Here is a 14,349-nt window from a genome sequence, read left to right as displayed (position 1 = left end):
ATCCTTGTCTTGGTTTATCAGGTCTCGTCATCATCCGCCGGCGGCTCGACCGGCACTTCGGCTTCGGTCGCGTCTGCCTCCGGCGCATCGGGAATGCGCACGTCGATGATCTTGGCGCCGGGAAAGCGCGCCAGGATGGCGGCGACAGTCGGATCGCTCTTGGCATCGAGGAAGGCATTTTCGCGCTTGGTCGATTCCATTTCGGCTAGTGTCTGGCCGCCCTCTTCCTTCGACAGCGACACCAGCCAGTTGCGGCCGGTCCAGGCGCGCAGTTTCGTCGTCAGGTCGTTGAGCAGCAGCTTGGGCGCATCGTCGGTCAGGCTGACGTCGATGCGGCCAGGCTCGAAGCGGACGGGACGGATGCAACGCTTGACCAGCACCTTGAAGGCTATGTCCCGCTGCGCGTCGGCAAGCGCAACGATGTCGGCCAGCGACCTGACCGGCACCTGCTGTGGCTCGGAAACCGGCGCGGGCGGTGCGACGAAGGCGGCCGGCGCCGGCGAGGCCTCGACCAGCCGCATGGTCTGCGCGCCACCGGAACCGGATGGCATGCGCGCCTGCGCCACCGCGCTGGCCGCGCCGCCATTGCCAGGACCGGCAGGGGCGCCATTCGGGCGCGGTGCGCCATTCTGAGCTGTTGCTGCCCCGTCCAGTGATCGCAACGCCTCGTCCAGAGTCGGCAGGTCGGCGGCGTGCGCCAGCCGGATCAACACCATTTCGGCGGCACTGACCGGCCGGTTGGAGGACTGCACCTCGGGAATGCCCTTGAGCAACATCTGCCAGGTCCGCGACAGCACGCGGACCGACAGCGCCCTGGCGAAATCGGCGCCGCGCTGGCGCTCGTCCTGCGACAGCGACGCATCGTCCATGGCGGTCGGCACGAAACGCAACCGGGTGACGAGATGGTTGAATTCGGCAAGATCGGTCAGCACGGCAGCCGGATCGGCGCCGGTGTCGTATTGCGTGCGGAATTCGGCGAGTGCCGCCGCCACGTCGCCCTTCATCACATGTTCGAACAAGTCGACGATGCGGGCGCGGTCGGCCAGGCCCAGCATGGCCCGCACCGCTTCGGCGCTGACGGCGCCGGCGCCGTGCGCGATCGCCTGGTCGAGGATGGAGAGCGAATCGCGAGCCGAGCCTTCGGCCGCGCGCGCGATCATCGCCAGCGCGTCGTCGTCGACCGAAATGCCTTCCTTGTCGGCGATCGAGGAGAGATGCGCGACCAGCGCGCCGGCGTCGATGCGCCTGAGGTCAAAGCGCTGGCAGCGCGACAGGACGGTGATCGGAACCTTGCGGATTTCGGTGGTGGCGAAAATGAATTTGACGTGCGGCGGCGGCTCTTCCAGCGTTTTCAGCAGGCCGTTGAAGGCCTGCGTCGACAGCATGTGCACTTCGTCGATGATGTAGACCTTGTAGCGGGCCGCGACCGGCGCATAGCGCACGCGCTCGATGATGTCCCTGATGTCGTCGATGCCGGTGTGCGAGGCGGCGTCCATCTCGATGACGTCGACATGGCGGCCTTCCATGATCGCCTGGCAATGCTCGCCGAGCACGGCGAGGTCGACGGAAGGCTGGTCGACGGTCGCGGTCTTGTAGTTCAGCGCCCGTGCCAGGATACGCGCCGTGGTGGTCTTGCCAACACCGCGCACGCCGGTCAGCATCCAGGCCTGGGCTATGCGGCCCGTGGCAAAGGCGTTGGTGAGGGTGCGAACCATCGGCTCTTGGCCGACCAGCTCGGAAAAATTCGAAGGACGGTATTTGCGCGCCAGCACGCGGTAGGCGGCGGCCTTTCCATTCTCCGGGCTTTTTGGCCCCGAATTTCCGGCTTCGCTCATTCGCCCGTTAAGCTCCAAAAGGCCGCGCCCCAAGGCGCCGTTCCTGCGCATAGTCTCGCCCGCGCTGCAATGCGTCGTCAATGTCGCGAGGAGGGCCGATGAGGTGGGAGGCTGGAACAATGACCCGTTCCGGGCTCGTTAGGGCTGCTTCCTTCCGGACCTGACCCGGTTGGCGAGTGGATCGTCCACCACCAACCTCCCGCTGTCCATATCGGCAATTGCGCGACGAAATGCAAGTGCGCAGGCAAATCGGCGCGATCACACAAGAGATTTGCTTGCAGCCCCGATGCAGCCGCTCTAGCGTTCATGGTTTGAAGAAACCAAGAAAAGCAAGGGAAACGCCGATGTTGCCGGGCCTGAAGGCCGGATTCACGCTGGATGCCCGGCTGGAGGCGGACAGCGAGCAGTTGATGTGGCTTGGGCTGTGCGAATTGCGGGTGATGAACGATCGCCGCTGGCCATGGCTGGTCTTGGTGCCGCAGCGGCCGGGCGCGGAAGAAATCCACGACATGACGCCGCTCGACCAGGCGATGCTGACCTTCGAGACCAATATGGTGGCGCAGGCGCTGAAGAAAGTCAGCGGCTGCACCAAGATCAACACCGGCGCGCTCGGCAATATAGTGCGCCAACTGCATATCCATATCGTCGCTCGGTCAGAAGGCGATCCCGGCTGGCCCGGCCCGGTGTGGGGGTATGGCCTGCGCGAGCCCTATCAGCGTTCCGACCTGCGCCGGTTTGCCGAAACCATAAGGGCGGCGCTATAAGCCTTCCCCAGTGTTTGTTCCAAGACACGTTCATTCCCAGACATGTCCATCCCAAAGCATCAGAGACCGCATGAGCTTCCGCCTGTTTGACGCGCCTTTGCGCGAGCCGAGCCAGTTCGTCGGCTTTGCCGGCAATACGATCGACCGGCAATCCGAGAATCGAGCCGACGATTCGGTCGACAAGGCGCTGGCGGATCCAACGACGCGGCTTTTGCTGATGAATGGCGGCCGGCTCCACCTGAAGCTTGGTAATAGCGGCAGTCTCGATCCCTGGTTCGACGCCGCAGGGAGCGAACCCTTCAAGCCGTCCTTCGCCGGGGCTGTGCTGCTCGGCTTTTCCGAACAGGGGCCGGTGCTGGCGATGCCTGTCGCAATCGAGGCCGAACAGCTGCCCGAGACCGTCAAGGCGATCGACTATCGGTCGGTCTACATGCAAGGGCTGATCGACGAAGCGGCGGCGGGGGCGATGGCGCAAGGGGCGGCCCTGCTCGCCTGGCATGCCAGCCATCGTTTCTGCAGCAAATGTGGCACGCAATCGCAAATGCGGGCCGGCGGCTACAAACGCCATTGCCCGAATTGCGGCACCGAGCATTTTCCGCGCACCGACCCGGTGGCGATCATGCTGACGGCGACGCGGGAAAAATGCCTGCTCGGGCGCGGCCGGCATTTCGCGCCGGGCATGTATTCGGCGCTTGCCGGCTTCATCGAACCGGGCGAGACGATCGAGGCCGCGGTGCGCCGCGAAACGCTGGAGGAAGCCGGCATCCGGCTCGGCCGCGTCGTCTACCATGCCAGCCAGCCCTGGCCGTTTCCCTATTCGCTGATGATCGGCTGCTTCGGCGAGCCGCTCAACGAGGACATCCAGGCCGACCTCAACGAGTTGGAAGACTGCCGCTGGTTCGGCCGCGACGAGGTGCGTCTGATGCTGGCCCGGGAGCATGCCGACAATCTGGTCACGCCGCCGAAAGGGGCGATCGCGCATCACCTCATCCGCGCCTGGGTCGACAGCGAATACTGAACGTCATTGCAGGAGAGACAAATGATCCGTCACACCGTCGTCTTCACGTTGAAGCACCCACCGCACTCGCTCGAGGAAAAGCGGTTCCTCGTCGACGCCAAGAAAATCCTGACGGCGATCCGGGGCGTCACGCATTTCGAGCAATTGCGGCAGATCAGCCCCAAGAACGACTATCGATTCGGCTTCTCGATGGAGTTCGCCAACCAGGCAGCCTACACCAGATACAACGACCATCCCGACCATGTCGCCTTCGTGCGCGACCGCTGGGTGCCTGAGGTCGAGAAATTTCTCGAGATCGACTATGTGCCGCTGGGCGCTGTGATTTAGATGATCTTGTAAAGTGGGAACCGGTTTTCTCGGACAAACGGTTTCCGTTTGTCCAGCGATCACGCTCAAGGCAATCAGTCAGCCACTTTCCACTGTTCACGCGACTTGCTGGCCGGGTAGACGCCCAGGATCCGCACTTCGCGGGAGAAGAAGCGAAGCTCGTCCAGCGCCAGCTTGACCAGCGGATCGTCGGGATGGCCCTCGATGTCGGCGTAGAACAGCGTCGCGGTGAAGGCGCCGAGCTGGTAGCTCTCCAGCTTGGTCATGTTGATGCCGTTGGTGGCGAAACCGCCCATGGCCTTATAGAGGGCCGCCGGCACGTTGCGGACGCGGAAGATGAAAGTCGTCATCATCTTGGTGTCGGCTGACGGCCGCTCGGCCCATTGCTTGCTCTTGGTCAGGACGACAAAACGGGTGACGTTGGAGTCCGTGTCCTCGACATTTTTCTCGATGATATCGAGCCCGTAGAGCGTCGCGGCCAGCGCCGGCGACAGCGCGGCCATGGTGCGGTCCTTGACCTCGGAGATCATCTTGGCGGCACCGGCCGTATCGCCGGCGACGACCGCCTTCCAGCCGTTCTTGCGGATGTATTTGCGGCACTGACCAAGCGCGTGGATGTGGCTGTGCACGGTCTTGATCTCGTCGCGTTTGACGCCGGGCAGCACCATCAGCTGGAAATGGATCGGCAGGAAATATTCGCCGACGATGTGCATCCGCGATTCCGGCAGCAGATGGTGGATGTCGGCGACGCGTCCGGCGATGGTGTTCTCGATCGGGATCATGGCGAGGTCGGCCTTGCCGGTCTCGACCGCGTTGAACGCATCCTCGAAGGTCGGGCACGGCAACGGCTCCATCGAGGGATAGACGTTGCGGCAGGCGGTGTCGGAATTGGCGCCCGGCTCGCCCTGGAAGGATATTCTGTTGGTCTTTTCAGGCATGGGCCAGGTCTCGATTCACGGGTGTCGAAGGGATTTCTCAGTTTGAAAGGATGGTTCGGGCGCGCTCAAGGTCTTGCGGTGTGTCGACGCCGAGCGGCAGCGACCGGACGATCTCGGCGTCGATGCGCATGCCGGCTTCCAGCGCCCGCAACTGCTCCAGCCGCTCGCGGCGCTCCAGCGGCGACGGTTTCAGCGCGACGAAGCGTTCGAGCGCGGCACGCCGATAGGCGTAGAGGCCGACATGGTGATAGAGCGGCCCCTCGCCCCAAGGTGCTGTGGCGCGGGTGAAATAGAGCGCCCTCAGCCGTGTGCCGGAGAGCGGCGAACCGACGATCTTGACGACGTTCGGGTTGGTCTTTTCCTCGTCGCGGACAATCTCGACGCCAAGCGTGGCAATATCCACCGCCGCGTTCTCGAACGGCCTGAGCGAGGCGGCGATGATGCCGGGATCGATGGTCGGCAGGTCGCCCTGCACATTGACGATCGTTTCGACCTTGCGTCCGGGATCGAGCGCGGCCAGCGCCTCGTGGATGCGGTCGGAGCCGGATTCATGGTCGATGCGCGTCATCACCGCCTCGAAACCATGCGCGCGCACCGCTTCGGCGACGCTTTGCGTGTCGGTCGCCACCACCACCCGGCCGAGGCCGGCTTCGGCCGCGCGGCGGGCGACATGGACGATCATGGGCGCGCCGGATATGTCGGCCAGCGGCTTGCCCGGCAGGCGGGTGGAGGCCATGCGGGCCGGTATCAGGATCAAGGTGGACATCGCTGTGGCAAGGCGTTCGAAAAGAGGAGGGGAAAAGTGGCAAAAGGTCTCACTGGCAGCGCCCTTATAGGTGTTGCAACGCCGGAGCAAAAGACCTAGTTTCCGCCCGATTTGACCGGCTCTGGAGGGCAGGTCTCGATACCGACGGACGGAGTGGACGGTTCGGTCCGCCGGAAAAGGGAGCAAGGGGCGTATGGATTCCAACGAAGTCAACAAACTGCTCGCCGGATTGCTCGGAACCGTTTTCGTCGTTTTCTCGGTCGGCCTGGTATCTGACGCGCTGTTTGCCTCGCCGGCTCCTGAAAAGCCCGGTTTCGCCATCGAGGCAGCCGAGCCCGCCGAAGGCGGCGCAGCAGCGCCGGCCGCCGCAGCCAAGCCGATCGCTGATCTGCTGCAGACTGCCAATGTCGAGGCGGGTGCTGCCGTCTTCAAGAAATGCCAAGCTTGCCATTCCGGTGAAAAGGGCGGACCCAACAAGGTCGGCCCCGATCTGTGGGACCTCGTCGACCGTCCTGTCGCCGAACATGAAGGCTTCGCCTATTCGGCCGGCATGAAGGAATTTTCCAAGGGCGGCACCGAGAAGTGGACCTACGACAACATCAACCACTTCATCACCTCGCCGAAGAAATTCGTGAAGGGCACGGCCATGGGCTTCGCCGGCCTGCCCAAGGACGAGGACCGCGCCAACGTCATTGCCTATCTGCGCACGCTGTCGGACAATCCCAAGCCGCTGCCGGCACCGGGTGCCGCCGCCGACGCCAGCGCGCCCGCCAAGCCGGCCGATGGCGCCGCTCCGGCGAAGCCGGCTGATGGCGCTGCACCGGCCAAACCTGCCGCTCCCGCGGCTCCGGCAGCACCGGCCAAATAACCGAATTGTCATCAAAGCGTTCATAGAAAAGCCGGGTTCTGCCCGGCTTTTTGTTAGGAAAAACGCATATGCGGCGACAAAGCCGCGCATGGCGGTTTTCACGAGCGCCAAATCATCTAGATTGCCCTTTCTGGATGGTCCGGAGAAACGCATCGCGAAGAGGATAGTGCATGACGGTTGGCCGAACGCTTCTCAGGTCGTTGCTGGCAGCGGCCCTTCTGGCGGCGGGACTGCAGGCGACCCTGGCCGACGAGTGGCGGACCACCTCATCGCTGATCGGCGATTCCAAGTACGGTGACAATTTTCAGCACTACGACTACGTGAACCCGAACGCGCCCAAGGGCGGCACGTTGAATTCGGTGCTGCTCGGCACTTATGACAGCTTCAACCCCTACATTGTTCAGGGATCGCCGGCGGCGGGGCTCGTCGGCTTCGGCGGCGGCCTGCTCTACGACACGCTGATGGAGCAAGCGACCGACGAGGGCAGCACCAGCCACCCGCTGATCGCCGACGCTTACAAATATCCGGCTGACTATTCCTCGGCGACCTACCGGCTCGACCCGCGCGCGAAATGGCATGACGGCCAGCCGATCACCGTCGACGACGTGATCTGGTCGTTCCAGGTGTTGAAAGCGAACAGCCCACAATACAGCCGCTATTTCGAGAACGTCACCGACGCGGTGGCGATCTCCGACCGCGAGGTCGAGTTCCATTTCAACCAGAAGGGTAACCGAGAACTGCCGAAGATCATCGGCGACCTCGCCGTGCTGCCGAAGCACTGGTGGGAAGGCACCGACGCCAATGGCAAGAAGCGCGACGTCACCAAGCCAACGCTGGAGATTCCGCTGGGATCGGCGGCCTACAAGATCGCCAGCTTCAAGCCGGGCTCGGAAATCGTCTGGCAGCGCGTGCCGGACTATTGGGCCGCCAAGCTGCCGGTGAAGATCGGCCGCGAGAATTTCGACACGCGCCGATATACCTACATCCTCGACGACAATGCCGCCTGGCTGGCTTTCACCAAGGGCGGATTGGAAGACATCAATCGCGAGTACAGCTCCCGCAAATGGGCGACCGCCTATAATTTCCCAGCCATCCAGGCCGGTGACGTCATCAAGAAGGACTTCCAAACCCAATCGCCGCAGCCGATGCAGGGCTTTGTCCTCAACCAGCGACGGCCGCTGTTCCAGGACCGGCTTGTCCGCGAGGCACTGACCATCCCGTTCGATTTCGAGAGCATGAATCGCACACTGTTCTTCGGCTTCAACACCCGCATGTCGAGCTATTTCCAGGGTACCGAATTGGCGTCGAGCGGGCTGCCACAAGGCAAGGAATTGGATATCCTCGAGAAATATCGTGACAAGCTGCCACCCGAACTCTTCACGCAGCAATTCAAGCTGCCGGTCTACGATTCGCCGCAGGCAGAACGGAAGTACCTGAAGCAGGCGGTCGATCTCTTCGCCAAGGCAGGCTGGGTGATCAAGGGCGGCAAGATGGTCAACGCCAAGACAGGCGCTCCGTTCAAGTTCGAGATCCTCGGCTGGAACGACACCGACCAGGTGATCGCCAGTCCCTATATCGCCAACCTGCGCAAGATCGGCGTAGACGCTTCCCTGCGCATCATCGATCAGACGCAGTACATCAACCGGGTCAACCATTTCGATTTCGACGTCGTCACGGGTCTGTTCGGCCAATCGGATTCACCAGGGAATGAACAGCGGGACTTCTGGAGCTCGAAGGCCGCCGACACGCCAGGCTCGCGCAATCTGATGGGAATCAAGGATCCGACCGTCGACGCCCTGGTCGACCGCATCATCTTCGCCACGGACCGCGAGGATCTTGTCGCCGCCACACATGCGCTCGACAGGGTGCTGCTGTGGAACTTCTACGTCGTGCCGCAATATTATCGATCGGCGGTCTGGCTGGCCTATTGGAACAAGTTCAAATTCCCCGACAAGCAGCCTGCCTATGTCGGTGCCGATATCGACTCCTGGTGGATCGACCTCGACAAGGAGAAGGCGCTGGCCGCCAAATACAAGGGCGGCAATTGATGACGATGCTGCCGCGCCGCGATTTCCTGGCATTGAGCGGGGCCGCCGCTGCCGGGGCCCTGTTGCCGGGCAGAGCCTTCGCCGATATCGCGACCGGCGTGAAATTGCATGGGCTCTCCGCCTTCGGCGACCTCAAATACAGACCGGATTTTGCGCATTTCGACTATGTCAATCCGGACGCGCCGGCTGGGGGGATCTTCAATTTCTCGCCGCCGAACTGGGGCTACAACCAGGATACTCAGACCTTCAACACGCTGAACTCCTTCACCGACAAGGGCGATGCGCCGCCGCGCATGGAGATGTGTTTCGACGGGCTGATGGTGCGCGCGCTCGACGAGCCCGACGCCGTATACGGCCAGATCGCCGACGGCGTAACGCTGTCGGACGACCAGAACTCCTTCACCTTCTCGCTTCGTCCCGAAGCGCGCTTCCATGACGGGTCACCGCTGACGGCACAGGATGCCGCCTTCACCTTCTCGCTCTACAAGGACAAGGGCCACCCAGACCTGTCGCTGTCGCTGACACACATGGTCGAGGCAGTTGCCGTTGACGACCACACATTGCGGCTTACCTTTTCCGGCAAGCAATCGGCTCGCACCGTGCTCAACGTCGTGGAATTCCCCATCCTGTCGAAGGCTTTCTACACGGCCAATCCGTTCGACTCCTCGCAGTTGAACCCGCCGCTCGGCTCCGGCGCTTACAAGGTCGGCCGCTTCTCGGCCGGCGCCTGGATCGAATACGATCGGGTCGCGGATTATTGGGGCCGCCAACTCCCGGTCAATCGGGGACAAAACAATTTCGATCGTATCCGCATCGAATTCTACCAGAACCGCACCGCCGCCTTCGAGGCATTCAAGAAGGGCGAGATCACCTACCGCGAGGAATTCACCTCACGCGTCTGGGCGACCGCCTACGACTTTCCCGCACTGACCGCAGGCAAGGTGGTCAAGCACGAATTCCCGGCCGAGAAGCGACCGACGATGCAGGGAACGGCGGTCAATCAGCGGCGCGAACAGTTTCGCGATGCGCGGGTGCGCCAGGCAATTGCGCTTTGCTTCGATTTCGAGTGGACACGACGGAACTTCTTCTATGGCTCTTACGAGCGCTCGCAGTCCTGCTTCGAGAAATCGGATTTTCGCGCCGAGGGTGTACCATCCCTGCAAGAGCTGGCGCTGCTGGAGCCGCTGCGCGGCCAGCTCCCGGCAGAAGCGTTCGGCACGGCGGTAAGCCAGCCCGCATCGGACGGCACCGGCCGTGATCGCAAGCTGCTTGGCCAGGCGGCAAAACTTCTGGCCGCGGCGGGTTGGAAACGGTCCGGCGATTTCGTCGTCAACGACAAGGGCGGCCGGCTTTCGGCCGAGTTCATGGTCGACGACGATACCTTCGTTCAGGTCTATTCGCCCTGGGTCGCCAATATGAAGGCGATCGGTATCGACGCCACGATCCGGCTGGTGGACTCGGCCCAATACCAGGCCAGACAGGCCACATTCGATTTCGATCTGCTGTCTGCCGCCTTCTCCTTCAGCGCGACACCGACGCGCGACGATCTCGAAGGTTTCTTCCATTCCAGATCTGCAAATCTCTCCGGCTCGCGCAACCTGCCGGGTGTCGCAAACTCGGCTATCGACACGCTGATCGACGCGGTGGGGGCCGCAAAGGACCGCGAAAGCCTGACCGTGGCAATGCGGGCGCTCGACCGGGTCTTGCGCGCGCGGTGCGATTGGATTCCTAGTTGGTTCCTGGCGAATCACCGAAGCGCCTATTGGGACATGTTCGGCTTTCCCGAGCAAAAACCCGATTTCGGCTTTCCGGTCGAGGCGCTGTGGTGGGGCGATAAGGGCAAGGCGGCAAAAATTGGCAAAGGCTGAGATCTCAGTCCAAAAAGGGCAGGAAGCCTGATGGGCGCCTATATACTGCGCCGCATCCTTTTGATGATCCCGACCCTGTTCGGCATCATGGCGATCTCCTTCGCCGTCATCCAGTTCGCGCCGGGCGGCCCGGTCGAGCAGGTCATCGCCAAGCTGACCAATCAGGGCGGCAGCGACCGCCTCGGCGGTGGCGGCGGCGATGCGGGCGGTTCCAATTTCGACGTCGCCGGCGACGTCAGCTCGAAATATCGCGGCGCGCAGGGGCTCGATCCGGAATTCATCAAGAAGCTGGAGAAGCAGTTCGGCTTCGACAAGCCGCCGCTTGAGCGCTTCGGCATGATGCTGTGGAACTACATCCGGTTCGATTTCGGCAACAGCTATTTCCGCGATATCTCGGTGCTTGACCTGATCCTCGAGAAGATGCCGGTTTCGATCTCGATCGGCCTTTGGATCACGCTCTTGTCCTATCTGATCTCCATTCCGCTCGGCATCCGCAAGGCGGTCAAGGACGGCACGCCCTTCGACGTCTGGACCAGCGGCGTCGTCATCGTCGGCTATGCCATTCCCGGCTTCCTGTTCGGCATCATGCTGATGGTGCTGTTCGCCGGCGGCTCGTTCTGGGACTGGTTCCCGTTGCGCGGCATCGTCTCGGACAATTGGGACCAGTTGTCCTGGCCGGCCAAGATCGCCGACTATGCCTGGCACATGACCCTGCCGCTGACGGCGCTGGTGCTCTCGGCCTTCGCAACGACGACGCTTTTGACCAAGAACTCGTTCCTGGAGGAAATCCGCAAGCAATATGTGGTGACGGCGCGGGCCAAGGGCCTGTCGGAGCGGCAGGTGCTCTATGGCCATGTCTTCCGCAATGCCATGCTGATCGTCATTGCCGGCTTTCCCGGCGCCTTCATCTCGGCCTTCTTCACCGGTTCGCTGCTGATCGAGAACATCTTCTCGCTCGATGGCCTCGGTCTGCTCGGCTTCCGATCGGTGGTCGAGCGCGACTATCCCGTGGTGTTCGCAAACCTCTACATCTTCTCGCTTCTCGGCCTGTTCGTCGGATTGCTGTCCGACCTGATGTACACCTGGGTCGATCCGCGCATCGATTTCGAGCGGAGAGACGTCTGATGTCGGAGGCGAGCGTCACCGCCGGCGTGGTGCCGGAGCGGATGCCACGGCCGTTCCTGTCGCCGCTCAACAAGCGCCGCCTGCAGAATTTCAAGGCGAACAGGCGCGGCTACTGGTCGTTGTGGATTTTCCTTGTCCTGTTCGTGCTGTCGCTGTTTGCCGAATTCATCGCCAACGACAAGCCGATCATCGCTTCCTACAAGGGCGAGATCCTGTTTCCGGTGCTGGTCGCCTACCCGGAGGAAAAGTTCGGCGGCTTCTATGCCGTCACCGACTATCGCGATCCGGTGATCCAGGACGAGATCAACGCCAATGGCTGGATGATCTGGCCGCCGATCCGCTATTCCTACCAGACCGTCAACAATGCCATTCCGGAAGCCGCACCGGCCAAGCCGTCCTGGCAGTATGACGCCGCCAAGCGCTGCAACCAGTATCCGCAAGGGGCTGCCGACCCCGCCTGCATCGTCGGCAACTGGAACTGGCTCGGCACCGACGACCAGGCACGCGACGTCTTGGCGCGCGTCATCTACGGTTTCCGTATCTCGGTGCTGTTCGGGCTGATCCTGACCGCCGGCTCTGCCCTGATCGGCGTCGGCGCCGGCGCCCTGCAGGGCTATTTCGGCGGCTGGACGGACCTGCTGTTCCAGCGCTTCATCGAAATCTGGTCGGCAATTCCGGTGCTCTATCTCTTGCTCATCGTCGCCGCCATCCTGCCGCCGGGCTTCTTCATCCTGCTCGGGCTGATGCTGTTGTTCTCCTGGGTGGCGCTGGTCGGCGTCGTGCGGGCCGAGTTCCTGCGCGCCCGCAACTTCGAGTACGTCAACGCCGCCCGCGCGCTCGGCGTGCCCAACCGCACCATCATGTTCCGGCATCTGTTGCCCAACGCCATGGTGGCGACATTGACCTTCATGCCCTTCCTGCTCTCGGGCTCGATCTCGACACTGACCTCGCTCGACTATCTCGGCTTCGGCCTGCCGCCGGGGTCCGCCTCGCTCGGTGAGTTGCTGAAGCAGGCGCAGCGCAACCTCAATGCGCCGTGGCTCGGCATTTCCGGCTTCGTCGTCATCTCGCTGATGCTGTCGCTGCTGGTCTTTGTCGGCGAGGCGACTCGCGACGCCTTCGATCCGCGCAAGACGTTCAAATGAGCGAAGCGCCTCTGCTCAGCGTACAGGACCTCAGCGTCGCCTTCAGCCAGGGCGGCGGCCAGTCTGTCGCCGTCGACCATATCTCCTTCGACATCGCCAAGGGCGAGACGATCGCGCTGGTGGGCGAGTCCGGCTCCGGCAAGTCGGTCTCTGCGCTGTCGGTGCTGAAACTGCTGCCCTACCCCAGCGCCAGCCATCCCTCGGGGAAAATCCTGTTCGAGGGCGCCGACCTTTTGGCGATGAGCGAGAAGCAATTGCGGCAAGTGCGCGGCAACAAGATCACCATGATCTTCCAGGAGCCGATGACCTCGCTCAATCCGCTGCACACGATCGAGCATCAGATCGTCGAGATCCTGAAACTGCATCAGGGCATGGCCGACCGCCCAGCCAAGGCGCGCACGCTGGAACTGCTCAACGAGGTCGGCATCCGCGATCCGCAGAAGCGGCTCGACGCCTATCCGCATCAGCTGTCCGGCGGCCAGCGCCAGCGCGTCATGATCGCCATGGCACTGGCCAACGAACCGGAACTGCTGATCGCCGACGAGCCGACAACGGCGCTCGACGTCACGGTGCAGGCGCAGATCCTCGAACTGCTCGCGGGCCTCAAAAGCCGCAAAGGCATGTCGATGCTGTTCATCACCCACGATCTCGGCATCGTGCGCAAGATCGCCGACCGGGTCTGCGTGATGACCAAGGGCAAGATCGTCGAGACCGGACCGACCAAGGAGATCTTCGCCAACCCGCAGCACCCCTATACGCGCCACCTGCTGGCAGCCGAGCCGAAGGGCAAGCCACCGGCCGCCAACGCCGACGCCAAGCCGGTGATGGCCGGCAAGGACATAAAAGTCTGGTTTCCGATCAAGCAGGGCTTCTTCCGCCGCACGGTCGACCATGTGAAGGCTGTCGACGGCATCGATGTCACCGTGCGCGCCGGCCAGACGCTGGGCGTGGTCGGCGAGTCCGGCTCCGGCAAGACGACGCTCGGCCTGGCCCTGGCACGCATGATCTCGTCGACGGGAACCATCCGGTTCAACGGCCGCGACATCAACCAGCTCACCTTCAACGCCATGCGGCCGCTCAGGCGCGAATTGCAGATCGTGTTCCAGGATCCGTTCGGCTCGCTCAGCCCGCGCATGTCGATCGCCGAGATCATCGAGGAGGGCCTGAAGATCCACGAGCCGAAACTGTCGCCCGATGAACGCGACGACAAGGTTGCGGACGTGCTGAAGGAGGTCGGGCTCGATCCGGCGACCCGCAACCGCTATCCGCACGAGTTTTCCGGCGGCCAGCGCCAGCGTGTCGCGATCGCGCGCGCCATGGTGCTCAACCCGCGCTTCGTCATGCTGGACGAGCCCACATCGGCGCTCGACATGAGCGTGCAGGCGCAGGTCGTCGACCTCCTGCGCAATCTGCAGGCCAAGCACGACCTCGCCTATCTCTTCATCAGCCACGATCTCAAAGTCATCCGGGCGCTTGCCAACGACGTCATCGTCATGCGCAATGGCCAGATCGTCGAAGCCGGCCCTTCCCAGCAGATTTTTGAAAATCCGCAAACCGACTATACTCGGGCACTGATCTCGGCCGCCTTCAAGATAGAGACGGCGCCGGTCGGCATCGTCAGCGAGTAATTTGCGTAAAGAGGACTAG

General features: G+C 62.8%; 12 protein-coding genes and 1 other RNA gene. 9 read left to right on the top strand and 4 right to left on the bottom strand.

The window, feature by feature from the left end; all coding sequences use genetic code 11:
* Positions 1-17: 17 nt before the first annotated feature.
* Together ACLGL5_RS10305 and ffs are read right to left on the bottom strand one after the other, a co-directional pair.
* Entirely contained in the window at positions 18-1,835 is a 1,818-nt protein-coding gene (locus ACLGL5_RS10305; protein WP_038651993.1) for a DNA polymerase III subunit gamma/tau, read from the bottom strand.
* A gap of 103 nt (positions 1,836-1,938) precedes the next feature.
* Positions 1,939-2,035, bottom strand: an RNA gene (gene ffs, locus ACLGL5_RS10300) — signal recognition particle sRNA small type.
* Between the two features lie 144 nt (positions 2,036-2,179).
* Here ffs and ACLGL5_RS10295 point away from each other — a divergent pair.
* The 3 genes from ACLGL5_RS10295 (at position 2,180) to ACLGL5_RS10285 (ending at position 3,944) form a co-directional block, all read left to right on the top strand.
* A complete protein-coding gene (locus ACLGL5_RS10295; RefSeq protein WP_019863038.1) occupies positions 2,180-2,599 on the top strand; it encodes an HIT domain-containing protein in 420 nt (139 codons plus the stop codon).
* Between the two features lie 70 nt (positions 2,600-2,669).
* Positions 2,670-3,617 (top strand): NAD(+) diphosphatase, encoded by a 948-nt coding sequence (nudC, locus tag ACLGL5_RS10290; protein ID WP_019863037.1) that lies wholly within the window; start codon positions 2,670-2,672, stop codon positions 3,615-3,617.
* A 21-nt stretch (positions 3,618-3,638) separates the two neighbouring features.
* A complete protein-coding gene (locus ACLGL5_RS10285; protein WP_069090925.1) occupies positions 3,639-3,944 on the top strand; it encodes a Dabb family protein in 306 nt (101 codons plus the stop codon).
* A gap of 74 nt (positions 3,945-4,018) precedes the next feature.
* Here ACLGL5_RS10285 and ACLGL5_RS10280 read toward each other — a convergent pair whose 3' ends face one another.
* The gene (locus ACLGL5_RS10280; RefSeq protein ID WP_019863035.1) at positions 4,019-4,882 is read right to left on the bottom strand and encodes a prephenate dehydratase; all 864 of its coding nucleotides are present in this window, start codon (positions 4,880-4,882) and stop codon (positions 4,019-4,021) included.
* Positions 4,883-4,919: 37 nt separating this feature from the next.
* A complete protein-coding gene (locus tag ACLGL5_RS10275; protein WP_038651988.1) occupies positions 4,920-5,648 on the bottom strand; it encodes a 3-deoxy-manno-octulosonate cytidylyltransferase in 729 nt (242 codons plus the stop codon).
* A 193-nt stretch (positions 5,649-5,841) separates the two neighbouring features.
* Between ACLGL5_RS10275 and ACLGL5_RS10270 the strand changes: the two genes are divergently transcribed.
* From ACLGL5_RS10270 to ACLGL5_RS10245, 6 genes are all read left to right on the top strand, one after another.
* Positions 5,842-6,516 (top strand): c-type cytochrome, encoded by a 675-nt coding sequence (locus ACLGL5_RS10270; RefSeq protein ID WP_019863032.1) that lies wholly within the window; start codon positions 5,842-5,844, stop codon positions 6,514-6,516.
* A gap of 170 nt (positions 6,517-6,686) precedes the next feature.
* Positions 6,687-8,564: an extracellular solute-binding protein gene (locus ACLGL5_RS10265; protein WP_069090924.1), complete on the top strand. Its 1,878-nt coding sequence runs from the start codon at positions 6,687-6,689 to the stop codon at positions 8,562-8,564.
* The gene (locus ACLGL5_RS10260; protein WP_069090923.1) at positions 8,564-10,432 is read left to right on the top strand and encodes an extracellular solute-binding protein; all 1,869 of its coding nucleotides are present in this window, start codon (positions 8,564-8,566) and stop codon (positions 10,430-10,432) included. Before ACLGL5_RS10265 ends, ACLGL5_RS10260 begins: the two co-directional genes overlap by 1 nt.
* 30 nt (positions 10,433-10,462) lie before the next feature.
* On the top strand, positions 10,463-11,557 hold the full coding sequence (locus ACLGL5_RS10255; RefSeq protein WP_064984589.1) for a microcin C ABC transporter permease YejB: 1,095 nt from the start codon (positions 10,463-10,465) through the stop codon (positions 11,555-11,557).
* Complete coding sequence (locus ACLGL5_RS10250; RefSeq protein WP_064984588.1) at positions 11,557-12,702, top strand: ABC transporter permease; 1,146 nt, start codon at positions 11,557-11,559, stop codon at positions 12,700-12,702. The genes ACLGL5_RS10255 and ACLGL5_RS10250 overlap by 1 nt, the downstream gene beginning before the upstream one ends.
* The gene (locus tag ACLGL5_RS10245; protein WP_019863026.1) at positions 12,699-14,330 is read left to right on the top strand and encodes an ABC transporter ATP-binding protein; all 1,632 of its coding nucleotides are present in this window, start codon (positions 12,699-12,701) and stop codon (positions 14,328-14,330) included. Before ACLGL5_RS10250 ends, ACLGL5_RS10245 begins: the two co-directional genes overlap by 4 nt.
* Positions 14,331-14,349: the final 19 nt, after the last annotated feature.

The organism is Mesorhizobium sp. U510 (genome assembly GCF_059180695.1).
Note: the sequence above shows the minus strand (reverse complement) of the source record. Positions and strands in the feature narration are given on the sequence as shown.

Bases quoted from the DNA above. Each gene is read 5' to 3' on its own strand.
- ACLGL5_RS10305 (WP_038651993.1), bottom strand. From the start codon at position 1,835: ATGAGCGAAGCCGGAAATTCGGGGCCAAAAAGCCCGGAGAATGGAAAG.
- ACLGL5_RS10295 (WP_019863038.1), top strand. From the start codon at position 2,180: ATGTTGCCGGGCCTGAAGGCCGGATTCACGCTGGATGCCCGGCTGGAG.
- nudC (WP_019863037.1), top strand. From the start codon at position 2,670: ATGAGCTTCCGCCTGTTTGACGCGCCTTTGCGCGAGCCGAGCCAGTTC.
- ACLGL5_RS10285 (WP_069090925.1), top strand. From the start codon at position 3,639: ATGATCCGTCACACCGTCGTCTTCACGTTGAAGCACCCACCGCACTCG.
- ACLGL5_RS10280 (WP_019863035.1), bottom strand. From the start codon at position 4,882: ATGCCTGAAAAGACCAACAGAATATCCTTCCAGGGCGAGCCGGGCGCC.
- ACLGL5_RS10275 (WP_038651988.1), bottom strand. From the start codon at position 5,648: ATGTCCACCTTGATCCTGATACCGGCCCGCATGGCCTCCACCCGCCTG.
- ACLGL5_RS10270 (WP_019863032.1), top strand. From the start codon at position 5,842: ATGGATTCCAACGAAGTCAACAAACTGCTCGCCGGATTGCTCGGAACC.
- ACLGL5_RS10265 (WP_069090924.1), top strand. From the start codon at position 6,687: ATGACGGTTGGCCGAACGCTTCTCAGGTCGTTGCTGGCAGCGGCCCTT.
- ACLGL5_RS10260 (WP_069090923.1), top strand. From the start codon at position 8,564: ATGACGATGCTGCCGCGCCGCGATTTCCTGGCATTGAGCGGGGCCGCC.
- ACLGL5_RS10255 (WP_064984589.1), top strand. From the start codon at position 10,463: ATGGGCGCCTATATACTGCGCCGCATCCTTTTGATGATCCCGACCCTG.
- ACLGL5_RS10250 (WP_064984588.1), top strand. From the start codon at position 11,557: ATGTCGGAGGCGAGCGTCACCGCCGGCGTGGTGCCGGAGCGGATGCCA.
- ACLGL5_RS10245 (WP_019863026.1), top strand. From the start codon at position 12,699: ATGAGCGAAGCGCCTCTGCTCAGCGTACAGGACCTCAGCGTCGCCTTC.